Consider the following 23,389-nt stretch of genomic DNA (forward strand, 5'->3'; position numbering starts at 1 on the left):
TATTAATGAATAACAACGAAGCAGGTTACGTATGTGAAATAAATCACAATATCTTATGGCCCTATCTTACACCTTTGCTTAAAAAGATGCAAGAGGTATTTATGTCTTTTTAAAATGCCCGAGAAGGCAACCAGTAAAAAGCCGCACCTGTGGTGCGGCATCCGGCCATCTCTTTTTGCTCTTGCTCTTGCTCTTGCCCCTAACTCAATCTGCCAAACTCTCTATCGCTTTCTCTCCCCAATCCGGTCGATCCGGCTCTCTTCTTCTGTCCCTGCATTCCCGTCCGTCAGGCACCTGTCATCAAAGCGTGCGGAACGTAAGTCCCCGGCAGTCTACAGGGATGGCAAACGCCTGCTCCTCACCGTTGTTCCCGCGGATCGTCACATTCAAAGTGAGACGCTCGGGAGCTTCCTCGCTCCAGGCATCGCTGCTCAGCCACCCGTATCTTTCCTTGCCGGGCGAAATAACCGCCTGCTCAAAATCCGGGTTAACCTTCGCAGCGCGTACCTTCTCCGAGCTTCGGCCCGGCAGACCTTCGTTCGTTACGACGCTAACGCTTGTCAGATCCGGCGTGATCGTCTCCCGCTCCGAAAGATTTCGGATCGTCACCTCGAAATCCGCTGTGCCCGCCTTTAGCCTGACGGCATGTACGGTGACTTCGACGTTATTCGCGCTGTTTGTCACGGGCAGGCGGACATAAACCTTCTCGCCGCGAGAATCCTCGCTGCCCGAAGGCACCGGCACCTTAACGCCTGATACCCCGCCGTCTCCCGGAAGGACCGGCTTGCCGTCCGTCATGCCGGAATCCGGCAGTGCGGGCCGCATGGCAGTTCCGTTCAGCAGCAGGCTTCCGGAAACAATCAAGGAGCCGAGCACTACGCTGACGATCATTTTGTTCATCATAGAATTCCCTCCATACCTACTGCGTACTTACTGCGGACTCTTCCAGCTCCGCACCGTCAGTTCCAGCCGTCCGTCCGCTTCCGCCTTGTAAAAGCGCGTAACCGCCTGCCCGGCCTCATCCGCTTCCACGGCGCCGTCCCCCCGGCTGATCCGGTACTCAAAAGCCGTATACAGGGGAACGTCGAGACGCGCGGAATATACGTGCGGTTTACCCGCATCTTTGCGAAGGGGGACCCAACTGTACAAGGCCGCGTTTTCCGGCGTATCCTCAGGCACGTGCACAAGCAGCTCAAGCGTGACATGCTCCTTGAGTTCTCCGGCGACAGTGATCGTCCGGGCCGCGGACAAGCCGCCGAAGCTCGCCTTAACGGCGGTCTCCCCTGCACGCCGGGGCACTAAGGTGCCGTCTTCGCGCACCTCCAGAATCGTCCCGTTTTCGGCCGCGTAATCCGCCCTTAGCAAGGACATTTTAAACCCGCTGTCAAATTCCGCCATCAGATTCAGACGCATTCCCGGCCCCCGGATGCCTGCGATTTCTTCTCCCTCCAGGCTAAGCTTGACAGGAGTTCCTTTTTTCCCGAACATATGCAGAAGCGGAGACGCCACTCTGGCGGCCCAGACCTTTTCCGAATGCGTGCCGGCCGGGTCCAGGTAATATACAAGCTCTTCATCCGGTTTATAGCCTAGCCGCAGGAGGCTTTCCGTCACTTCCCGTACGTGTTTTTCCAGAATGAGCGTGCCCTCGCGGCGTCCCAAATCGATCCAGATCTGGGATAACGGGACTTTGTCCGTCCAGGTATGATACTGGCGCGCTTCCTCCAAAGTTACGGGATCGACGCAGTAAAAATAGGGCGACAGGATGGCCAGTTTCCCGAATAGGTCCGGGCGGCGCATGCCGATATGGTAGGTCACTTGGCCTCCCCGGGACGAGCCCATCATGGCCGTGTGCTCCGGCCCTTTTTTCGTGCGGAACAGCGAGTCGATGTACGGCATCACTTCCTCGGTGATGAACTGTTCGTAAAGCTGCCCTTTCGGCCGAATTTCCACTTTATCGCGCAAATAATCGACGCCTTCCAGCTCGTGAGTGAATTCATCCGACCGCTGCATGCCCATATTCGCGATGCCGACTATGATGATTTCTTCCATCAGGCCGTTCTGAACGAGCTCGTCCGCCGTTTTATGAAGGTTCCACGAATAGCCGTTGAAGGCGGGATGAAAAATATTTTGTCCGTCATGCACGTACAATACCGGATAACGCCTATCGCTCTCTTCGCTGTAACCGGGCGGAAGATAAACGAACAGATCGCGGCGGTTGTTTAGAGAGGCCGAATAAAACTGTTCGATTTTCAACAAACTCGACAGACTTTTCATCCGTTTGCCGCCTCCTTTGCTTCCGTCTTTGGCGGAACATCAACCCAGTGTTCCACTTTGTAAGACAGCTCCAGTCCCTCGCGTGCCGTAAATTTGCGGTAAGGTATTTCCCTTCCGCTTGCCTCCGTTTCGTGCTTGCCAAGGCCCCTGGAAATGCGGAACTCGAAGGAGATACCCCGCGGCACTTGGAACGTCCCTCCGTATAGCCTTTCTCCGATCATCGGCAATTCGATGCCCGCATAGAGCGTATCCGTCTTCGGCGTGCACACCGGCACTTCGACGAACATCGTAACACTGACCGTATCGGAAAGATGCGGAACGACGGTCAAGTCCAGACTTGCCGTCAATCCCTGCCCTTTGTAGCGGACGGTGACGTTTCCTTCCCGCTTGGGAATGAGCCTGCCTTCGGCCGTCACCTCGACGATGCCCGGATCCGTCACCTCATAGTCCGCGTCCAGATCGGTCATCATAAAGCCGCTGTCATAATGAACGACAGGATTAAGCGCGCAGGACGGACCCTGCAGACCGATTTTTTCCGGGCCGTGCAGATCTACGCGTACGGGATTTCCGATCTCGCCGAAAAAATATAGAAGAGGCGCATGAACTCTGGCCGCCCAATCTTTCTGGGAATGGCCTGAGCCGACGGCGAAATAGTACATGAAATCGCCGCCCGGCTTGTAACCCGCCTCCATCAGCGTATCCGCGACTTGCCTCACATGCTTCTCCATTACCGTGAAGCCTTCCGCATCCCCGACATCCATCCATATTTTCAGCGGTTTTTTATCGGTATAGACGGCGCTCAGCCACCGGTCTTCCATCGTGGCCGGATCGACGCTTACGAAGAAAGGGCACAACGCCCCGATCATACCGAACGTTTCCGGCTGCCGGAAGCCGATGTTGTAGGATACAAGTCCGCCGGCGGACGATCCCATCAGAGCGGTATGCTCTTTTTCCGTCAAGGTCCGGTAGTTTGCATCTATGAAAGGCTTCACTTCGCGGACGAGAAACGTTTCGTATAATTCGCCTTGATTCGTGGTCTGAAAAATGTTGTGGCCGTCCGGATTGGCGTGCATATACTCGGCGATGCGCGCGTCCTCCACATGCGAAACGGCGACGACGATAATTTCTCTCATCCTGCCCTGCGCAGTCAGCTCGTCGACGGTAAGATGAACATCCCAGGACTCGCCCTTACGGTCTTTGAAAAAAACATGCTGGCCGTCCTGCATATACAGGACGGGATACCTTTTCCGCTCGTCTAAATGATAGCTTGGCGGCAAATACACATAAATCGTCCGCTCGTTTTTCAAGGTATGAGAATAAAAAGGATTGATTTCGATTAACCGCGATGAACTCACCGTGAACTCTCCTTTGAAACGGATCGTTACGAAGTGCCGGACAAGTAGTAAAATTTTTCAGGATCTACATAGTCCGCATCTTGAATGTAACGATCCATTTTATGAACTATTTCCTGATAGTCATTCAAATCGAACGTAATCCTCCCTACCGTGCCCGGAAGGACCTGCGGACAATGGCACGTGCATACGGCGGCAATGCGGGCTGTTGTCTTCAGCACTTCAAGCGCCAGAAATTCGTTGATCACGATCCCCGGCTTCCCTTCAAAACGCGACAGAAAATCGTTCAGCTGTTCCGGATTGTCGTACACGCAAATCCGTTCATTCTCTAGGCCAGACTGTTCCCGAATGAAACCGGCAAGCTTCGCGTTGTTGTAAGCATCCGTGACCAGAAACTCCGGCCGGCCGCCAAGGGCAGCCTCGCAAGCCCGGAAGCATTGCGCGAAATCCGGAATGATCTTGTGAAACAGCGAATCGTCGATATAACTGTCGATGACAAAAACGGGAATACCGAAACCGAAATAATTGGAGATCGTGCCGAACCGTTCCTGATCCGCATTGATGAGAAAAACGCCGTCCAAATTCCGCTCCATGATCATTTTGTAATCCGAAAGCTGGCTCCGGACCTGCATGAAAATGACATGGTATCCAAGTTGTCCGCAAATTTGTTCGATTTTGCCGACTGTTTTGGCATATTTAAAATCGGACCAGTAATGGTCTTCTTGCTCCTGAAACAGCAAAATGCCGATCAGACCTGTTTTTTTGATTTTTAACGATTGAGCGGTCCGGTTGGCCACGTATTTAAGCTGCTGGGCGGCTTTCATTACCTTGACGCGCGTTTCGTCCGAGATGGACTGGGTCTTCACATCGTTCAAAATATACGAAACGGTGGCGATGGAGACGCCCGCCGCTTTGGCTATATCTTTGATGGTTGCTTTCTTCATCCTAATCGCTCCTACTTAAACGTTTAGGTTGATTAAAGCATATCCCCTTGTCCGGTGTCAAACCGCCGCAGGGGCACCGATGCGACGAGCCAGCCGAATTGCGGCAGAGCTGCCGAAAGACCGTTCTCGGTCCGGACAAACGACCCCTGGCCGAGAATCACTTCCGCTTCCGGACGGATGCGGCTTCCTCTATCCAAGTCCGGAGGGGTTCCGATTTGCGCATCTCCATCGGAATACGCGGACTCCGCCTCGAAAACGTGGCAGGAGGCCTCCCGGCTGCTGTTGTTCACGCAGATGTAAAGCTCCTCCTCCGCGTTCTTTCTCCGCACGATAAGCTGATCCTTCTCCGCGTATACAAACCGGAACGAGCCTTCACTTAAGGCCCGGCGAGTCCGCCGCAGCTCGATCAGCATGCGGTAAAACGCGAGAAGGCCGTGATTTTGCCGTTCCGCATCCCACTGCATCGGCTTCCGGCAATCGGGGTCGGGCCCGCCCTGCATTCCGATTTCGTCCCCGTAATAAATGCACGGAGTCCCGGGGAGCGTGAACTGGAGCAGCACCGCCAGCTTCGCTTTCGCCTCGTCCGGTATCCGGGTCAGAAGCCGCGGGGTGTCGTGGCTGCCAAGGATGTTAAAGGCCGCCTCGTTCACTTGCTGCGGATAGGAAGCGAGCAGGCGGTTTATCCGGCTGCCAAGCTCCCCGGCATCGATTTCGCCCTTGGCGAAATAGTCCAGAATGGCGTCGGTGGCGGGATAGTTCATGACCGCGTCGAACTGGTCCCCCTGAAGCCACGGCATCGCATCGTGCCAAATTTCGCCCAGGATGTAGAAATCGGGCTTCAGCGCTTTCAGCTTCTTGCGGAATTCCCGCCAGAACTCGTGATCCACTTCGTTGGCCACGTCCAGCCTCCAGCCGTCGATATCGCACTCCCGCACCCAATACTCGGCCACGTCGAGCAGATAGTTTCGGACTTCGGGATTAGCCGTATTGAGCTTCGGCATGTGGGACTCGAACGCGAAGCAGTGATAAGACGGCCTTGGCTCCGTCCGCAGCGGATATTCCTTGATGTGGAACCAGTCCCGGTAAGGAGACTCCTGACCCTTCTCCCGCACATCCCGGAACGGGGCGAACCCTTCTCCGCTGTGATTGAACACCGCATCGAGGATCACACGGATGCCTCTTTCGTGGAACGCGGCAACCAGCTTTTTGAGCAGCGCCGTATCCCCGAAAGCCGGATCGACTTTCTTGTAGTCGGCCGTATCGTACTTATGGTTCGTCGCCGCTTCAAACAGCGGTGTAAAATAAATCGCGTTTACGCCGAGCGAAGTCAAATAGTCGATGCGGTCGTATACTCCCTGCAGGTCTCCGCCGTAGAAATCGTACGGCCCCGGATCGGAGTCGCTCCACGGGCGGACGCCGGGGGGATCGTTGGCCGGATCGCCGTTCGCGAAACGGTCGGGGAAGATCTGGTAAAAAACGGCTTCCTTCACCCAGGCCGGCGGCTTCAGCACTTCTTGAGGCCACAAAAACGGATAATCGAAAAAAGTGAGCGGATCCTGAGGTTTTTCCGTGCCGAACCCTTTCTCCATCAACCATACGACCTCTTCTCCCGAAGTCAGTTTAAAAGCGTATCTCAGTCTGTAATGCGGCGGGACAAGTTCTCCCTGCCAGTAGTCGAACAATTGGTCGCTGCCCGTTTTGGTTAGGCGGGTTTCAAGAGCCGTCCGCTCCCAATCGTATTTGTCTCCGTGCAGCGCGTGCACGGCGTCGACATCGTCTTTCTTCGTGCGCAGCCGGATATGCACGGTACGCTCGTCGTAGGCGTAGCAGTAAGCCTGCCCCGACCGGTGGTCAATCGCTTCCAGTAACATGGCTTGCTCCTTTTCTCCTTGTAATCCGATACATTCAGTTATCCTTTGTCCGCCCCTGCCGTGATTCCGTGAATCAAATACTTCTGGAAATACATGTACAGGCAGGTAATCGGAAGAGCCACAAGCACGGCCCCGGCGGCGAACAGCGTAAAGCTCGAATTCGTTTCAGTGGCTACCATGCTGTACAAACCTTGGGCCAACGTCATTTTTTCCGAAGATCTCAACACGATTTGCGGCAAAATAAAATCCATAAACGGCGTGATGAAGCTGTTCAGGGCCACGAACGTAACCGCGGGCAGCGACAAGGGGAAAATGATTTTAAAAAACGCGTCGGCATGGCTCCCCCCGTCGATGAAAACCGCCTCCTCCAGGCTCTTCGGGATCGTATCGAAATGGCCTTTCATCACCCAGGTGCCCATGGATACGGAACCTCCCGCGTAAATGAGAATCAAGCCCGTGTGCGTGTCCAGCAGCTTCGTCTGAAGCAGGAGAACGAACAAGGCCATGACGGATAAGAAGCCCGGAAACATTTGCAGGATGAGCAGAGTCATTAATCCCTGCTGTCTGCCCTTGAACCGGAACCGGGAGAAGGCATAGGCCGTCGCGGCCACAAGCGTAGTCGAAACGACGGCGTTCACCAGGGCGATCTTGATCGTATTGCGGTACCACAGCACAAAGTCCGTCTGCCTGATCAATTCGGCATAATGGGCGAACGTTGGATGATCCGGGATCATCCGGCTGACCAGGAGACTTTGCCCCGGATTCAGCGAAGTGCCGATCACCCACAGGATCGGGTAAACCGTTGCGACAAGCAGCGCGATAAAAACGAGATAAATCCCGGTAACGGTCAGATTGTCTTTAAATTTCCTCATGCAGACCCATTCCTCTTCTCAAAGTGCCTTCATCCGTCTGTAATTCCATAAGGAGAACAGGGCAATGAACACAAACATAATGATGGAGACGGCCGAGGCCATATTGAACTGGCTCTGATTCAGCGTCATTTTGAAAATCCACGAAATCAGGATATCCGTACTTCCGGCGTAGTAATAATCGGGATTGTTCGGCTTACCGTCCGTCAGCAAATAAATCAGATTGAAGTTATTGAAGTTAAACGCAAACTGCATAATAAAAATCGGCGCCGTGGCGAGCTTCACAAGCGGCAGCGTAATTCCGAAAAATTTCTGCGCCGCCGTAGCTCCGTCCACGTCCGCCGCTTCGTACAAATCGCGCGGCATCGTCGTCAAGATCCCTGCCATCAAGGCCATCAGAAAAGGAGTCGAGAACCACAGATTGACGAGCAGAATCGACGCTTTGGCCATCGTCGGATCGGACAGCCAGGAAACCGGCGGCAAGCCGAGGCTGGCCAGAAATCCGTTGACGGGACCGAACGAACCGTTTAACAGCACGCGAAACACCAGAATCGAAATGAACTGCGGGACGGCCCAGGGAAGCATAAAAGCGGTTCTCCAGAACTTTTTAAAACGGATACGCGGGTGATTGATCATCATCGCCAGTAGAAGGCCGCTAAAAAAGACCGTAATAGTTGAGGCCGCCGCCCAGACGATATTCCACAGCGAAATGCCGAGGAACGTCGACCGCCACGCTTTCTGGGCGAACAAATCGTAGAAGGTACGGAGTCCGGTCCAATCGACCAGCGAACGATCCGGAATATGGCCCGGCGCCGAATAGTTCGTAAACGCAATCATGACGTTAAACACGAGAGGGATCACCGTTACGAAAAGGACAAACACGAACGCCGGCAGCAGAAGCAGGTACGGGAAGTGTTTGAACTTCGCCTGCTTCACCGACGCCCGAAATCCGGGTACGGGTTTGCCTCTGTCTCTAAGCTCTCCGTTCTTCCATGCGTCCGCAATGTTCAGAACGTAGAATCCGATGAACAGAAGCACGATTACGCAGGTCATCACTCCGTTGATCATCAGAAAGATGGAGTGATCGCCGGGTACGACTTTGCCCCGGATCACTTTGGTCGGCACGTCACCCAGGCTGATCAGTCCGGCGATTCCCCGGAGGGCCAGCGGGCAGTAGCTCCAGATAAACAGCTGGGCCGAAAGGAGAAACAGAAGCCCTTTGACAATCTGCCTGTTGTAAAGCTGCCCCAAGCCGATGAGTACCGCCGAGCCCGCAGCGGCCCGTATCCGGTGCCGGCGATTGTTTGGATTTACTTGCATACGTCAGACCGCCTAACTTAGGTTTTGATGTTCCAGCTTATTTCGTTGTTTTCATCGCGGTTTTGATTTGTTCCACGGCCTTCGTCAAAACGGCGGCCGGGTCCTGGTTCTCGTTCCACAGCGAGGAAATAGCGGTTCCGGCCGGCACCCAGACGTTGCCCATCTCGGGAATCGAAGGCATCGGCACCGAATGCTTCGCCTGCTCCAGGAAAGCGGGAGCGTATGGATCGGAGGTAAGGACCGGGTCCGCCATAACGTCCTGCCTCGGTGGGAGCTGAGCCGTCATTTTAAACCGCTCGATCAGATGGTCTTTGCTTGTCGCATACCTTGCGAACAGCTTCGCCGCATCGGGGTACTTCGTATACGAATTGACGTACAGGGCCCGGATGCCGGAGAAGCTTACGGGATGCTCCCCGTTAGGCAGCAGCGGCAGCGGAGCGACGCCAAAGTCGAAATCGGCTTTGGACAAGCTGGAAATAAGCCAAGATCCGTTAATGACGGAGGCTGTTTTTCCCTCCTGGAAAAAGCCGGTGATGATATTGTCGTTGATATCGTGAATATTCAGCGGCAGGATCTTTTTAAGCGATTGCAAATACTTGGCTCCTTCGACCGCTTGCGGACTGTTCAGCCCGATATCGTTCGGATCGGTGCCTTTCCCGCCGAAAACATACCCTCCGTAGCCCGCAAGGAACGAGTACGATTGGTACAGCTGCCCAACGTCCCACATCAGCGCGAACTTTTTGTTCGCGGGATCGTTGTAAGTCTCGGCGAACTTTACGATCTCCTCGTAGGTTTTCGGAGCTTGAGGCATCGCTTTTTTATTGTAAAAAAGCGCGTACGTGTCAATGGCCGTCGGATATCCGTAGAGGGCGCCGGAATAGCTCACGCCTTCCAAAGCGGAAGGGAGCAGCTGTTTTTTGTCCTCTTCGCCGAAAGCGTCATTTTCCAGCACGAGGCCGGTCATGACGGCATTGCCGAGCTGATCGTGCGGCGCGGAGAAGACGTCGGCCCCGATTCCGGCCGGACCGTCGGTGGTCAGTTTTTTCACGGTATCGATGGCCGGGACGGGTTCCACCTTTACGGGAACTCCGTATTCTTTCTCGAAGCTTGCGGCGACGGTTTTTAAATAATCCAGTTCGGGCCCCTTCGATTCCCATACGACGAGTTTGGCACCGCTTTCGGGTTTAAGCTCCTTCTGCTGCGCATTCCCTCCGCCCTGCTCCTGCGGCTGCGCGGAAGGCGAAGGCTGATCGTTTCCGCAACCGGTTAAGCCGGTCACGCTCAAGAGAACGGCAATTCCGGCGGAAAATAAGCGTTTGGACATGATGTTTCCCCCTTCATTTGAGTGCTGAATCGTTTAAGTACTGAAACGTTTAAGTAATGCTTAACCACATCATAAAGGGAAGCTTTCCAAGGAGTCAATGATAAAAAATGGTAAATGCGCCTGCCCTTATTCATAGGGTGGTCTTACTTGCAGCCGTTCAAACATTTTGACCTTTCATAAATTTTGACACCTTCCAGCATTTGGTCTACAATCAATTCAAATCGTTTCTTCGCATGTATAAAGAAAGGGGTATCCGGTCCATGAAGAAAAAGTCTCTGGGTTTTCTGTCCGTCGGTTACGGATACTCTACTGCCGTTTTTTTCTAGTATTCACTTTAATGGGGGAAGTCTGTCCGAAAGTGAGTCGTGAAAATGGCAGAACAATACTAGAATGCGAGGGAATCTAACATGGAAAACTCTAAAATCATTCGAAAAAATCCGGCAGGTGTACACAGTCCCGTAGGCAACTACACTCACCTGACCAAAATTCCAAGAAATTCTGAGCTGTATGTGACTTCCGGTCAAATCGGAGCGGATCACCACGGTAACATTCCCGAAAGCATGAACGAACAAATCCGGAACACTTTCCGCAATATCCAAACCGTCCTGCACGCTGAGGAGCTTTCATCCGAACATATTATCAAAGTCAATATATGGGCTACCGAAAAAATAGATTGGGATTTTTTGTACGAAAAATGGGCCGAATTATTCGGCCTCGATTATCCCGCCATGACGGTCGGCTATATCTCGGAATTAGGATTGCCTGAAATAAAAATTGAAATCGAACTATGGGCGGCTAAAGTCTAATCCCGTTCCCTTTATCTCCCTCACGCAAATGAGCTTGGCGTGGGGGTTTTTTTGTTGCTCCACACCCTTAAAATAAAAAGACCGCGGTTATCGCGGTCCTGAAAGTGTGAATCCTGCGGCTTCGCCGGTGCTTTCAAGGGAACTGCATCCCGTACAGTTCTTTATACCTTCCGTTTCGGCGAAGAAGAACATCATGCTTTCCATATTCCACAATTTCTCCATGCTCCAGAACGACAATCTGATCGGCATTCTGAATCGTGGATAGCCGGTGGGCAATGACCAGACAAGTGCGGCCGGGAAGAAGGCGTGACAGCGCCTGCTGGAGTTTTTTCTCGGATTCCGTATCCAGGGCGGCCGTCGCTTCATCGAGGATAATCAGACGGGGATCTTTCAGGAAGGCTCTGGCGATAGACAGCCGCTGTTTCTGTCCGCCGGACAGTTTGACGCCTCTTTCCCCTATCGGAGTGTCGTAGCCTTGCGGCAAAGCGGTTATAAACTCGTGCGCGTTCGCGGCTCTCGCGGCCGCTTCGATTTGTTCGCCCGATGCGTCAGGCTGCCCATACGCGATATTTTCGCGGATCGTGCCGTTCAGCAGAATGACTTCCTGCGATACGATTCCCAGTTGGCTTCGCAGAGACTGCTGTGTGACCGCCTTCAGCGGATAGCCGTCGATGTATATATCGCCCCGCTGCACATCGTACATACGGGCGATCAGGTCCGCAATGGTGGATTTACCGGAGCCCGATGAACCTACCAGTGCCGTCGTCTCGTTCCCGCGAAGCTTTAAAAAGAAGCTTTCGAGCACAGGCTGCCCTTCGTCATAAGCGAAATCAACGTCGTAGAACACGATTTCGCCTTTAACGGACGGCAGCTCAATCGCGCCTTCCTGATCGCGGACCTCCGGAACGGTATCCAGAATATCCCGGATACGTTCGAAGGCCGCTGCCGATTGCTGGATTTTCGTAACCAGCCTGCTGAAGGAACGGATAGGCGCCTGCAGCAGCCGCAGGTAAGCGAGATACGCGACGACCTCCCCCACAGTCAAGTTCCCCTGCATCGTCTGCCAGGCGCCGAACAGAAGAACAAGCGTCATCCCTATATAATTGAGCCAATCCGTCAGCGGTGAAAAGAGCGCCGAAAGCCGCGATGCCGAAACCGCTGCGATCCGGTTCCGGTCGCTGAGCTTCACGAACTGCTTTTCCTCGTTTTCTTCGCTTGCGAAAGATTTGATCATGCGGATACCGGATAGGGTATCCTGCAGGAAGTTGTTCAACTCGGCGGAGATTTGACGCACCCGTCTGTACGCGCTTTTGATCCGCAAGCTGAAAAAACGGGACGATAGAAATAAAAAGGGCAGGGTCGCAACCGTTAAAAGCGCCAGCTGCCAATCCACATAAAACAGATAGCCGCATATCGCGACGAAAGTGACAAAATCGGCAAGAATGGATAGGCTCTCGGCTGAAACCAGCTCCTGAAGCTGGTTAACGTCTCCGGTCAATCTCGCCATAAGATCCCCTGTCCTGCTGCGGTCAAAAAACTTCACATCCAGCCTTAACGTATGGGTGTATAGTTTATTGCGCAGCCCGAAAACGGCCTTCTGGCTGACAACGGTCATAACGTAACTTGAAGTAAAATGAAGAAGTCCGAGCACGAGAGCCGTCAGAACGATCAGCCCGCCCGTTTCCAGCAGGGCATCTGCCTTTTTGCCCGGGATAATGTCGTCGATAACGGTTTTTGTCAGTTGCGGAATGATAAATTCACAGAACGAGATGAACAGAACGGCCAGCGCCCCGGTCAAAAGCAGGCCCCAGTGGGCCTTTGTGTGCACAAACATCTCTTTGAGCATGCCGCGTGTGCTTATTAAAGAGTGTGACCGGTCCGGCCGCTCTGTTGTTTGCTTCCTTTCTTTCATGGAGATCACGTACTTTCAACAATATTTAATTAGATTATCTAACTATAAAAGCGCAATTTCCTTCACCTCTCTTCATCCTACTCTTTTTTAGTTAGATAATCTAATCACATGTCCACTATAGCTCATTACTCCAAATATTGCAATTCCTGTTCTGCCGTTCACCGCCCGCTCTCCCGGTGAAGAGACCCGGCAGCCCCGCATCGGACGAGGTCTCCCGGTTTAGTCATCTCCTCTGGATGATTCCTTTCCAAGACGCGTTTCCAAGTATGTTTAAGCGTTTTAATTTAAAAACAATTATGTACTCACTTCATAAATGTATCCCCGTCTTCTCCCGCTTCCGCTGCTTAAACTAAGCCGCTTTTCCGGTAATCCGAAGGCGTATAGCCCAGCTCCTTTTTAAAGGCGCGGATCAGGCTCGTGACATCGTTGTAACCGACCTCGCTGGCAATCTGCGGCATCGACTTGTCGCTTTTAAGCAGCAGTTCTTGAGCCCGCTTCAACCGCAGTTGGGTGCGGTAGGCCATATAGGAGATCCCGGTCTTCAGTTTGAACAGATAGCTGAAATAAGGAGCGGAATACCCCACCGACGAAGCCAGTTCTTCCAGCGTGATTTCCTTGTTGTAGTGCTGCTGGATATATTTCTGCGCGTTGTAGATCGTGCGCTGGTTATCCGTGTACGCCGCCAGTTTGACCGCATGCTGCATGGCTTTGAAATCGGCCGTGATCCAATTCGTCAGATCGGTGCCGTTTTGGCCGTGATAAGGCGGCAAAGAGCACTCGACTTCTCTTTCGAGCTTGGCACCTGCACTCTGCAGAAGGATGCGGTGAAAGGCGCTGTGCCACTTCAGACACAGATAAGGAGGCACCCCGTGCAGCGAAGCCAGCCATTTGCGGCCCGCTCTCTCCTGAGCGGAGCGGTTGTCCTGAAGCACCGCTTCGACCCAGGCTTCCGCAAGCCCTCTCCATCTGTCCGAAGTCTCGCCGATGGTATGAACCGTTTCCGGAAGCTCCTCCAGCGTCCTGCGTACGGAAGAAAGAAAGCGGTCTTTGCTCAGCGGCTTCAAGAGATAATCTTTCACTCCGCAGACCAGCGCCTCTCTCACGTATTCGAATTTATCGTGCTCGGACACGATGATGGCGGGCGTGTACCGGAACTCCCCGGAAAGCTGGCGGCATAGTTCCAGGCCGGTCATATAAGGCATGCTAATTTCGGTTATGACAAGATCCGCCCCGTACTCGCGCATGATGCGGAGCGCCTCTTTCCCGTCAGTAGCCTCGAAAATGCGCAGAACCGGAAACCTGGAACTTTCCAGCATATAACGCATCAGTTTAATTGTCGTTGAATCATCGTCAACCAGTAAGATTGTATACACCTTACGAATCCCCTTTTCTAATGTCGAAGTATCCTGTCGGACCCGTGTACAACCCGTATCTCAGCGCCATTATAGGCTCGTTCATCCCGCAGAGGCTATCATCAGAAGCTCGACTGAATCATTAAAATACGGAATCGGGCCGCTCAGGTCATGAAGCGGAAGATCCGGCCGGCAGTTTCACCGGTTATTCGTTCAGATACGTATTCGCACGATCCTGAATCTTCTTGGCCACTTCTTCGGCCGATTTCTGTCCCGTGAAAAACGCTTTGGACTCTTTAAGCAGCACATCTTCAATCCTGGAGGTATTCGTAGGGATCGGGTGGCTGAGCCCGGAAATCAGCTCCTTCTGGTATTCGATATCCGCCGGGTTAACGTCCACTTTTCCGCCTTCTTCGGGGCCGTCCTCGATCTTGACTTTGCCGTTCTTCAACACTTGATCCAGCTGCCTGCCGTAAACGTCCTTGTTCAGCGGAAACCCGCCTAACCCATTGACACCTTGCATGTCATCGGACAGCATAAACTTGATAAACGCCCAGGCTTCCGTTTTCACCGCGGAGTTCTCATTGATGCCGAGGATCTGCTCAGGCATAAAGAATCCCCCCGGCTTCTGTCCGGCGGCCAGAGGACTCCGATAAAGCTTGGGCTGCTTGTACAAGGCACGGGGAAAACTGAAAAATTCCTCGGGATTTTGTATATAGGCGCTTTTGAACGAAACGACCGCCGGCTTGTCCGCGATCACTTTCCCGTCGAATAACGCCTTAACCTCGTTAAGCAGCCTGATAAAAGAAGCTTGATCGAATTTCGCCCTCCGGTTCGGTTCATCCACAAAGGACCGATAATCGGCTTTGACCAACGCGTTCAGCATGCTTGGCGGGCTTGCGGCATAGGCTGCCGGAGAACCGCTTTTTTTCATAGCCTTGGCTGTCTCGGCAAATTCATTCCAGGTCCAGACGGTATCGTCTATGCCCACTCCGGCCTTCCTGACCGCCCCTTCATCCCCGACCATGGTTTCCAGCATAAAACTCATCGGCATCCCGTAAAGGGCTCCGTTTATGGAGAGATTGTCCAGAATATTGCCGAAGTACAGGTCTTTATGGAAAGAAGGATCTTGATCCATGAGCCTGCTCAGATTGGCAAGCGCGTTGCTGCCCGCATATTTCCCCATAGGCAGCGGGTCCAAAACGAGTACGTCAGGACCTTTGCCGGACAGCATCTCTGCGTTCGTCGATTTGACGAATCTCTCCCGATCGCCCTCTTTCCAGTTGTCTTTCGTTTGAACGTACGTAAGCCGAATCTCGACATCCGGATGCTTTTGCTCGAATTTCTTTTTCGCTTCCCTGAATACCTCATCGAGAAAAAGCATCGAAACGACCACGGTCTTTTTACCGTTCTTGTTTTCTCCGCGCGAAGAGCCGCCGGAATCCGGGGCCTGCGTCCGCCCCCCGCCTCCGAAAACCGCGGTCGTCGTAAGAAGCAGCAGGGTCGTGACCAGCAGCAGCATTCTTTTCATTCCGGCCTCCTCCCCCCATCCCCATTTCTTCCGCCGGCGCTCACGGGTGTTACCTATAGTTATAAGCCCCGCTTGTAAAAAAAAGCTCTCTAACTTGTAAACAAAATGTTTCCAATTTCGAGATTTTTGCCTAAACGAAAAAAATCCCTGTAAGCCGCCGGGGCGGAAACAGGGATTGTCTTTAGTTCCTAAACATGCAACAGCTAGAAAAGAAAATTGAAGTTCTTTAACCCATTTAACTTCTTTTGATATTTGGTGCTTTGCAGATCATGTTAGTGGAAAAGAGAAAAATTTTATTACAAATCTTACCTACCTCTATAACATCGATGGCTTTAGATCGATTCTTAATATTCATTAAGTGGAGTTAAGCCACGAAGCCTTCAAGTTTTACGGGATGATGCTTTCTCACAGTCCTAGAATCTGGTAATGCATTTTTTTTTCAAATCGAGTTGCATCAGGTTCTGAGACACTGTTCCGGGTTCTCCAATAAGAATGTGAATTCCGAGTCCTTTTAGCACATTAAAATCAATGCAAGTATCCCCACTGTAAAGGTTAATCCCTGATATACTAGGCTTTGATTGAACAAATCAATTTAGAGTTACCTCCCTTCGAAATAAAAAAGAGGACGCTGCAGTTAGCAGCATCCTCTTAATTCGACCTATGTTAATCTAGGTTAGCGGCAGTCCGTTCGGGTTGGTTCAGTTCTTGCTTTTCGGTAAAAAATCCTGCATCGTAAATTTTTGTTGCAGCTCCTTAAGCGAAACCGTGACTTACCCACAACATTGCGATCAGCAAGCAGTCTAGCATAGCCGGCCATGATCGCGCCATCACCTAGTAACATTTGTTCCTCACAGTCATATTTCTGAACAGGTACTCCCGTCACAAGCAAAGTCCCCCCGTCATAAGGCTGTTCAGAAGTAATATTCATTTCTGTTATCTCCTTTTTACACCGGTCACATTGAGACATTAAACATCCCTCCTACGACCTAATTTTATGACAAGTTGCAATTATGACCAAATGAATTGGCTGATATTTTAACCAAAAATAACTTTTAGAAGAATAAAATATATACCTAGTATGTAAGTCACATGCAGTAAGGAAATGTGTCTTTTTTTCTTTTTTTGCCATATTTTATTCCCCCTCATTCTGAGAGGTATCTGGTATAGCGCGGGTTTCCGTTAACCAGATAAACCGTCTTCACAATAAATAGCTTGTCTGTTTTCATTAACACAATAATTACCGTCCAAACCCCAGACCATTGCAGGGCCGACTATGGTTCTCTCCGGTTCAGGATTTCTCCCTTTTTTTCATCACTATCATATCCTTCCACAATTTTTCTATGAGTAATTGCCCATAAGATATCTGGTTCGTCAAAAACACGATCCGGATACGCTTCGTTACCCAATCGATCACGCAAGTAATGTGAAGAGATAGTCGTGACATAACCGCCAATCTTATTGACTCCTTTTCGTATGCATTCTAAATCTTCTGTCCAGTACTTCTCCATGTGATCCATTCTATGACTTCCACGTGTTTTGTTGGACACAAAAAAGCCTTGAAAGTTAAATAAGGCATGACCTTATAAACGGTCATACACAAATCTACCTTCAAGGCACTTTTTATACGTTGTCTGTTAAAACAACTGCTCCTTCTCCAGCTGAATAAAGCAGCGGAGAAAATCAATAAGTAATCGTAATATACTGATTATATCCTAAAACTGGAAGAGGGGCAGTAGAAATTAGCGCGGAGTCATACGCCAACCACTGTTATATAATATTTTTCGACAAATGATTGTCCCTCCTAAGTTTTATTGGTAAGCTCCAGTTATTGGTACGAACCGTTTAAATTTAACTTTGAGGTGAACTATGAAAATTTGGCTGCTCGATGTTTATAAAAAAACGGAGGAGTTGATAGTGGATCAAAAAATCTACTCCTCCAGCATAATTCGTCGTTTTGATGGATATGGTTTTGAACCGATCCCGCTTCCCCATGAATTTGATTTGGTATTGATTGATTATATGAACGCGGGAAATAACCAATCGGCTGAAATACAGGATCGTCGCCGTGAACTAGAGCAGCTTACAGGAGAGCCCCAGCGTAAAACATTTGGAGGGGTTAATGATGATTTGACGTTTCAATTTTCACATGCAGCCCAGTATTTATCCCCGAGAACTGTAGAAGCTCTTAAAGCGGGCATCCCGGTGGTTGTTATTGGGGGAAAATTTGATAAGGAGCTGAACTTTGGCGACCAGCCTCTAATCCATAGTTACACCTGGCTTTTAAATACCCTTCCCTCTTTAAAAGTAACAGATCTTTCACCTTGGGAAGGTCCTGCATCAATTGATTGTGTCAGTTCAGATCGAGCAGTTAAAGAGCTGGCTAATCAGTTTGAAGGGGATCTAACCTGGGAGGTTGCTTTTGATGAGAAGGGGGATAAACCATTCAAATTGTTTCGTAAAAAAAGTGAACAATCTCCATTGGAACCGCTGTTTGAAAATAAAAAAAAGCAGCCGGTTGGGTTCGTTTTTCAGGCTTTTAAAAGCGAACTGATCCTGCTCCCGAATATCAGGGACTGCCAGACAAGAAGTCAATACATAGCTTACATCTTAAATGAGTTTTTGCCTCAGTTCCGTCCGGGTTGGTATCCGGATAGATGGTCCGGCACCTATATACCGGAAGTGCTGAAGGAGAAAAGTGGAATCCTTGAGATGGAAAAGAAAAAATTTTTAGAAGAGTTAGAGCAAAAGGAAGCCAAAGTACAGGGACAGATAAACACGCTTAAGTCTTATATCGATTTGGTTACCCAGGCAGATGATCGATTAGTTACTGTAGTAAAACGCTCTTTCAACGAAATCTTCGGCGCCAAAGTAACTGATTTAGATTCCAATCGTGATGGAAAAGGAAAGCCCAGATTGTTTGATTTGCTGGCCAGCATAGAAGGCAGGCAAATCGCCATAGAAATAAAAGGAGGAAAACGCTCCTTAAGTAAAGACATGCTTGACAAAGTCCAGGCAAATGTAGGTACTTATCTCAAGGAAACCAATGCCAAATTGTTTGGAACCATACTTGTCTTAAACGACCAACTAGCAAAGGCTCCGGAAAATCGCGAACCATTTGCTCCTCATATGATTCAGGATGCTGAGCAGCGGGAGATAGTAGTTCTACCTACTCCAGTCCTCATGGATTTAATGGCAATGCACCTCACCGGTGAGTTAAGTAGTTCAAACTTTTTGGCGCTTATAACAAAGCCGGGACTGGTGAAGCTTCCGCAAAAGAAATAAATCCAACAATCTAAATGTCTCCCAGATATAATAATACCTTTTTAGAAAATTTCAAAATCGTGTTGTTATTCCATATCGTGAATTAAAATAATTATGATGGTTTGTTAAATGAATAAAGAAAAGCAGTACTGATCTCGACTAATAAGTTCAGTACTGCTCCTACAATTATTTTTAGCTTTTGATTTTTTTTATGGAGGTACATCCATTTGAGAAATCGAATCGCCAACCATCTTCCGCTTTTTTAGAAGGGATTCAATAATCATTTTCAGCTCCTCTGCTTGCTCAGGGGTTAGGTACGTTAAAATTCAGTGCTTTTTCCATTCTGCAATCAGATCGTCCGGATCATACGTAAACTCTGAATTTCTTCGACGATTTCCCGTCGCCTCTCCCAAGTCGTGCTTGCTTGGCTATGCTCAAGAGCGAGCTTACAATGCTTTCGAGCGATGGAAAGAAGCATTTGCGTCTGAGTATCGTCTAGTTCTATCCCGACTAGTGAACTGCGGTTCGATTCGTCTGTATCATTGCATATATAAGCAACATTGGTCATGCAAAAACCTCCCAAGGAACAGTTTTGTTGCATGTTACCTTGGATGCAAGGTTCTTACAAGTTGAAGTTACAGGTTTAGCAACCTCAATTTATATTGGTCCACTAATATGATAATACTCGGGATCAAGTATAAACTCGCTACCCGTATTATCTAGCCATTCATTACCAATTTGAATAATTTTACACACGCACTCGCTAAAAGTTTCAAAGCTAGTTTGGTTTAAGTTAAAATGTGATATCAGAAAATCCTTTTCAGTCTTTATCATTGTTCCAACATTTATTACGTGACCCTGTTTTTCATCAATCTTTCTTAATAGGATATAAGAATCTTCTCTATTATATTTATTCATTTTTCCTGCATGGACAACATTATATGCTCTGTCAGGGTCTAATTTCTTAATATATAACGGATGTTCTCTTCTAAATGAAGTGTGCCATTGAAAGCTTCTTATCCAATCCTGCAGGTTTAATATAGTCACAGCCCAGTTAGTCGGATAGTTTGATGATGAACTAATTATGTTAAACAACTTAGTCAGTTTGTCTTGTACATCCTTTAAATTCTTGTATGCAAAAAATCCAAGAATAGTTCTCTTTTCTTTAAGTCTGTCTAATATGATCATTTTATCAGAGATTAATAATTCATTAACTTTTCCTAAAGACTCCGACATGCTGCTTATATCATATACGATCACACATATATGTTTTAATATTTCAAGTAAACAGTAATCGACCTTCCCTTTAATGTGATCCTTTAAAGGATTAAAAAGAATACCTTTAGAAAACATCTCCGAAACATTCTTATAAATTATCTCCGATACCTTATCCTTTTCATTTGTATTATCAGAATTATAGCATAGTATTCTTTTATGGTTTAAATCGAACGGAACATCTCTTAAGTCGCCATACTTTACATTGAATAAGCATATAACTTTTTCCCATCCTAAAGTTTTCGCTGCATAACCAAGTTCAACAAGAACATTGGGATTTGGGGTTTTTCTTCCAGAATAATCACTGTTTACTATAGATATATCACACACAAAAATACTACTCTTATCGATTTTCTCAAAAATTACATCAGATATATCTGGTGATCCTGTTATACCTAATGTGTCTCGATCATATTCAGCATATACTTGAGTTTCAAATGACAGCTTTTTAATAGCCTTTTTAATTGCATTTTCAATAAAACTACGGTTACTGTTATTTGGTAGATCTGATTGCCAAGAATAAAAGATACTAGCCCTCAATAAAACCTCCTCCCTTTCTAGCTGATTTAGATTACTGCTCCAAATGTAATCGGTATTTCCTGTCCTTCTTCTCAAGTGCTCTATTAACGTAGTTCATATGCCAACAAAGTTTTTGGTATATGCGTGCAGAGTAGCTCCCATTCAGTTCATCTAGCATCATTTGAAAACCATTTTTCAAAAACTGACCACCAAAATGTTGGATGTGTAAATAGTTTAAGAAATACAAATTATCAAAATCTTTTTGCGTGTAATCGGTCAATTCCTTATCAAAAGCAATATTTGAAATCACACTGGGATCTAGTAATATTCTAGGATATATGGCTGAGTTGCTCTCAAGATCGTAAGCCCTAAGAAGAGCTTCACCCCATACCATAGTTTCATCTATAAATAGCTCACCTATCGAAATTCCTCCACGAACAAGCCAACCAACACTGTCCTTAGCCGCCAAACATTGGAAATTGGAAACGCAATTCAACAAGACTTTTATATCAAGTAAACGCTTATCTGACTGCTCTGAAAGCTTTTTGACAATAATAATGTTGTCAGAAAATATCTTAAATTGAATATCATTGTAGCCCACCATATCTATTTTCTTCGAAATATCCATAGAAAAAGTATAAAGGTTATGAAGCTTATTCATCGCAAGTTTTTGTTGTTCATACCCTTGCTTCATTCTTGCCGCAATCCCCAATATATCCAAGTATGCAACGATATGCTGAGATGTCTCTCTATCATAATTATCCACGCTTTGATTTATCAACATGCTACTTTTCCCTCACTTAACTTCAAGTTAAACCTATAAACTCAATCTCTTAAAACGGCATCTAAAGGAAAACTAGCATCACTCATCGAAATATAAGAGTAAAGCACCAGTCTGAGGGGGAGAGAGAATAGATGTCGTCATTTACTTATAGTTTACCATTCACCAATGAGAAATTCCTAGAGGGGATCATCTTTGAACTAAAACGAAGTACTGAATATGAAACTGCTCATCTATTAAGAGGAGCAAGCGTTACAATAAGTGCTGATGGCTACTCGTATTATGCTGGGGGGTGGGGAAGGCATGATGCTTATGCTACGTATGTTACCTTTTATATTGCGCCACACAATATCGACTCTCTAGATAATGATAAGACCAAACGACTCTTAAGAGATATTTGTGGTAAGCTCATCCCAGATGATGTAGGATACGATGTCAAAAACGTATCTTTTAACATTGATCTATCAAAAGACTTCGAACTTGAAGATGATTTAATCGCTGATCTAGAACGACAGTCTGATCAAGTATCTGGGAAGATACTTTCAAAAATTTTACCTCAGGATGTAAAAGACAAGGGATACCAAATGTCCGAAGTATATACTTACCTTTACGCTGTCGAGAACTCCATCAGATTATTCATTGAAGAAGTCTGTAAAAAGAAGTATGGGGCTAATTATTTTGATAAAATATCCATACCTTCAGCAACTCAAAAAACATTAGATCAAAGAATAGCCGATGCAAATTCTAAGAAGTGGCTGAGTGTACGAGGAGATTCAAAGCTTTTCTACCTAGACTTCAAAGATCTCGCTACGATAATAAATAATAACTGGGACATTTTTAAAGACTACTTCCCTAGTCAGGATTTTATCATACCAAAGATTAAAGAAATGGCTGATTGCAGGAACCTGATAGCACACAATAGCTTGATTGATGAAACAGAAAGAAACGTGATTAAGACCTACTATAATGTTATCTTAAAGCAGATCTCAAGCGTGTTTAATTAATTGCTTAAAAAACGAAGATCTCAGGTAGCCTAGTCGCGCTTGAGATCTTCGTTATTAGGGCAGGTAAATGCGGATCAAATTGGCTATTTTCTAGTGAGTAACATACAATGCTCCTTATGACTTGACTATCGGTCCCTAAAACCCCTACCTAGATAATACAATTTAATACAATTGCAGCGAATTTGTATAGAAGGTTGGCTGAGCCATCCGTTCCGACTTAGAGAGAGCCGTTTATAGAAACATCTGCAGTCTCCTAAAGATTGGGGAATGAAATGTCATACATTATCGGAACTGCTATGTCTCCTGAGTTGATAATAGCCTGATATGGATTTCTAATTATAGTAAGATTCTTATCTTTATCTTGAATATAGAAATAGTATTGATCCCCATATCTTTTTGCCATATTCATTTGATTTTTACTTACTTTGATTCCCTTTAAATTGTTATTACTAATAATTTTACACTCAATAAATTTCGGCTTGCCATTTTCCTCAAATGAGAGGATATCATAACCTTCGTCAACGTGTTTAACCATCAACGCAAGGTCATCTTTTCCAGCAGAAATCAAAGCTTGCTTTTCGTACTCAAGGACAAAAAGTTCAAAATCATACCCAATCTTTTGGCGTTCTTCGCTTTTAGTGGAATAATGCCTCACTACTTCTTGAGTCTGAATTTCAAGTTGGTTCTTACCTTGTAGCAACTCTCGGTAATTACCTGCCGAATGCCTTACAATCTCGTGCATTTCATCCAAATACCATTTTAGCTTATCGAACTTTAGATGAAGTAGGACCATATATTCGACAACTTGGTCAATGTTTGATAAATTTAAATCTTTGATGCGATTAAGCTGAACGTTAAAATCTAAAAAGTCGTTTTCGAATTCATTGACATTCTCAAACTGTTCTTGAAGCGTTTCCTCATCTATGAGCTTGTTATTAGTCATTTCGTTCATTCTATTTAATAATGCATAAGTTCTCATCAGCTGTAATTCCAA

18 protein-coding genes are annotated in these 23,389 nt (G+C 47.9%); 3 read left to right on the top strand and 15 right to left on the bottom strand.

The genetic code is table 11. The features are described from left to right. Nucleotides 1-300: 300 nt before the first annotated feature. From KVT34_RS11970 to KVT34_RS12005, 8 genes are read right to left on the bottom strand one after another with little or no spacing between them, the layout of a single operon-like run. Nucleotides 301-903, bottom strand: a complete 603-nt coding sequence (locus KVT34_RS11970) for a hypothetical protein (protein ID WP_217558852.1) — start codon at nt 901-903, stop codon at nt 301-303. 27 nt (nt 904-930) lie between these two features. Then, entirely contained in the window at nt 931-2,274 is a 1,344-nt protein-coding gene (locus KVT34_RS11975) for an alpha/beta hydrolase (protein WP_217558853.1), read from the bottom strand. After that, nucleotides 2,271-3,629 carry an alpha/beta hydrolase gene (locus tag KVT34_RS11980; protein ID WP_217558854.1) on the bottom strand — a complete coding sequence of 453 codons (1,359 nt, stop codon included), beginning with the start codon at nt 3,627-3,629 and terminating at the stop codon, nt 2,271-2,273. The genes KVT34_RS11975 and KVT34_RS11980 overlap by 4 nt, the downstream gene beginning before the upstream one ends. A gap of 26 nt (nt 3,630-3,655) precedes the next feature. After that, nucleotides 3,656-4,570 (bottom strand): LacI family DNA-binding transcriptional regulator, encoded by a 915-nt coding sequence (locus KVT34_RS11985; RefSeq protein WP_217558855.1) that lies wholly within the window; start codon nt 4,568-4,570, stop codon nt 3,656-3,658. Nucleotides 4,571-4,602: 32 nt separating this feature from the next. Then, complete coding sequence (locus tag KVT34_RS11990) at nt 4,603-6,441, bottom strand: glycoside hydrolase family 13 protein (RefSeq protein WP_217558856.1); 1,839 nt, start codon at nt 6,439-6,441, stop codon at nt 4,603-4,605. 38 nt (nt 6,442-6,479) lie between these two features. Further along, entirely contained in the window at nt 6,480-7,313 is an 834-nt protein-coding gene (locus KVT34_RS11995) for a sugar ABC transporter permease (RefSeq protein WP_217558857.1), read from the bottom strand. Between the two features lie 18 nt (nt 7,314-7,331). Continuing rightward, complete coding sequence (locus tag KVT34_RS12000; RefSeq protein WP_217558858.1) at nt 7,332-8,630, bottom strand: carbohydrate ABC transporter permease; 1,299 nt, start codon at nt 8,628-8,630, stop codon at nt 7,332-7,334. 37 nt (nt 8,631-8,667) lie between these two features. Then, a complete protein-coding gene (locus KVT34_RS12005) occupies nt 8,668-9,954 on the bottom strand; it encodes a sugar ABC transporter substrate-binding protein (protein ID WP_217558860.1) in 1,287 nt (428 codons plus the stop codon). Nucleotides 9,955-10,361: 407 nt separating this feature from the next. Between KVT34_RS12005 and KVT34_RS12010 the strand changes: the two genes are divergently transcribed. Further along, nucleotides 10,362-10,760 (top strand): RidA family protein, encoded by a 399-nt coding sequence (locus KVT34_RS12010; protein ID WP_217558862.1) that lies wholly within the window; start codon nt 10,362-10,364, stop codon nt 10,758-10,760. Between the two features lie 133 nt (nt 10,761-10,893). Here KVT34_RS12010 and KVT34_RS12015 read toward each other — a convergent pair whose 3' ends face one another. The 4 genes from KVT34_RS12015 to KVT34_RS12030 all read right to left on the bottom strand — a co-directional run bounded on the left by KVT34_RS12015 (nt 10,894) and on the right by KVT34_RS12030 (nt 17,072). Further along, entirely contained in the window at nt 10,894-12,594 is a 1,701-nt protein-coding gene (locus tag KVT34_RS12015; protein WP_254634786.1) for an ABC transporter ATP-binding protein, read from the bottom strand. 422 nt (nt 12,595-13,016) lie between these two features. Beyond that, complete coding sequence (locus KVT34_RS12020) at nt 13,017-14,045, bottom strand: response regulator transcription factor (RefSeq protein WP_217558864.1); 1,029 nt, start codon at nt 14,043-14,045, stop codon at nt 13,017-13,019. Nucleotides 14,046-14,229: 184 nt separating this feature from the next. Next, nucleotides 14,230-15,555, bottom strand: a complete 1,326-nt coding sequence (locus tag KVT34_RS12025) for an ABC transporter substrate-binding protein (RefSeq protein WP_217558865.1) — start codon at nt 15,553-15,555, stop codon at nt 14,230-14,232. Nucleotides 15,556-16,826: 1,271 nt separating this feature from the next. Next, on the bottom strand, nt 16,827-17,072 hold the full coding sequence (locus KVT34_RS12030) for a hypothetical protein (RefSeq protein WP_217558866.1): 246 nt from the start codon (nt 17,070-17,072) through the stop codon (nt 16,827-16,829). A gap of 349 nt (nt 17,073-17,421) precedes the next feature. On the opposite strand from KVT34_RS12030, the gene KVT34_RS12035 reads away from it, so the two are divergent. Further along, nucleotides 17,422-18,837, top strand: coding sequence for a hypothetical protein (locus KVT34_RS12035; RefSeq protein WP_217558867.1), 1,416 nt, complete (start codon nt 17,422-17,424; stop codon nt 18,835-18,837). 636 nt (nt 18,838-19,473) lie between these two features. On the opposite strand, the gene KVT34_RS12040 is transcribed toward KVT34_RS12035, so the two are convergent. Together KVT34_RS12040 and KVT34_RS12045 are read right to left on the bottom strand one after the other, a co-directional pair. Then, nucleotides 19,474-20,631 carry a nucleotide-binding protein gene (locus tag KVT34_RS12040; protein WP_217558868.1) on the bottom strand — a complete coding sequence of 386 codons (1,158 nt, stop codon included), beginning with the start codon at nt 20,629-20,631 and terminating at the stop codon, nt 19,474-19,476. Nucleotides 20,632-20,662: 31 nt separating this feature from the next. After that, nucleotides 20,663-21,394 (bottom strand): hypothetical protein, encoded by a 732-nt coding sequence (locus tag KVT34_RS12045; protein WP_217558870.1) that lies wholly within the window; start codon nt 21,392-21,394, stop codon nt 20,663-20,665. 131 nt (nt 21,395-21,525) lie between these two features. Here KVT34_RS12045 and KVT34_RS12050 point away from each other — a divergent pair, with 131 nt between their 5' ends. Further along, a complete protein-coding gene (locus KVT34_RS12050; RefSeq protein WP_217558871.1) occupies nt 21,526-22,395 on the top strand; it encodes a Swt1 family HEPN domain-containing protein in 870 nt (289 codons plus the stop codon). A 253-nt stretch (nt 22,396-22,648) separates the two neighbouring features. Here KVT34_RS12050 and KVT34_RS12055 read toward each other — a convergent pair whose 3' ends face one another. After that, entirely contained in the window at nt 22,649-23,389 is a 741-nt protein-coding gene (locus KVT34_RS12055) for a protein NO VEIN domain-containing protein (RefSeq protein ID WP_217558872.1), read from the bottom strand.

It is taken from the genome of Paenibacillus sp. GbtcB18, from assembly GCF_019091125.1.
In the GTDB taxonomy this organism is placed as follows: Bacteria; Bacillota; Bacilli; order Paenibacillales; family NBRC-103111; genus Paenibacillus_F; species Paenibacillus_F chitinolyticus.

Excerpts from the sequence above, each read along its gene's own strand:
- KVT34_RS11970 (WP_217558852.1), bottom strand. The coding sequence starts at position 903 with ATGATGAACAAAATGATCGTCAGCGTAGTGCTCGGCTCCTTGATTGTT.
- KVT34_RS11975 (WP_217558853.1), bottom strand. The coding sequence starts at position 2,274 with ATGAAAAGTCTGTCGAGTTTGTTGAAAATCGAACAGTTTTATTCGGCC.
- KVT34_RS11985 (WP_217558855.1), bottom strand. The coding sequence starts at position 4,570 with ATGAAGAAAGCAACCATCAAAGATATAGCCAAAGCGGCGGGCGTCTCC.
- KVT34_RS11990 (WP_217558856.1), bottom strand. The coding sequence starts at position 6,441 with ATGTTACTGGAAGCGATTGACCACCGGTCGGGGCAGGCTTACTGCTAC.
- KVT34_RS11995 (WP_217558857.1), bottom strand. The coding sequence starts at position 7,313 with ATGAGGAAATTTAAAGACAATCTGACCGTTACCGGGATTTATCTCGTT.
- KVT34_RS12000 (WP_217558858.1), bottom strand. The coding sequence starts at position 8,630 with ATGCAAGTAAATCCAAACAATCGCCGGCACCGGATACGGGCCGCTGCG.
- KVT34_RS12005 (WP_217558860.1), bottom strand. The coding sequence starts at position 9,954 with ATGTCCAAACGCTTATTTTCCGCCGGAATTGCCGTTCTCTTGAGCGTG.
- KVT34_RS12010 (WP_217558862.1), top strand. The coding sequence starts at position 10,362 with ATGGAAAACTCTAAAATCATTCGAAAAAATCCGGCAGGTGTACACAGT.
- KVT34_RS12015 (WP_254634786.1), bottom strand. The coding sequence starts at position 12,594 with ATGTTTGTGCACACAAAGGCCCACTGGGGCCTGCTTTTGACCGGGGCG.
- KVT34_RS12025 (WP_217558865.1), bottom strand. The coding sequence starts at position 15,555 with ATGAAAAGAATGCTGCTGCTGGTCACGACCCTGCTGCTTCTTACGACG.
- KVT34_RS12030 (WP_217558866.1), bottom strand. The coding sequence starts at position 17,072 with ATGGATCACATGGAGAAGTACTGGACAGAAGATTTAGAATGCATACGA.
- KVT34_RS12035 (WP_217558867.1), top strand. The coding sequence starts at position 17,422 with ATGAAAATTTGGCTGCTCGATGTTTATAAAAAAACGGAGGAGTTGATA.
- KVT34_RS12045 (WP_217558870.1), bottom strand. The coding sequence starts at position 21,394 with ATGTTGATAAATCAAAGCGTGGATAATTATGATAGAGAGACATCTCAG.
- KVT34_RS12050 (WP_217558871.1), top strand. The coding sequence starts at position 21,526 with ATGTCGTCATTTACTTATAGTTTACCATTCACCAATGAGAAATTCCTA.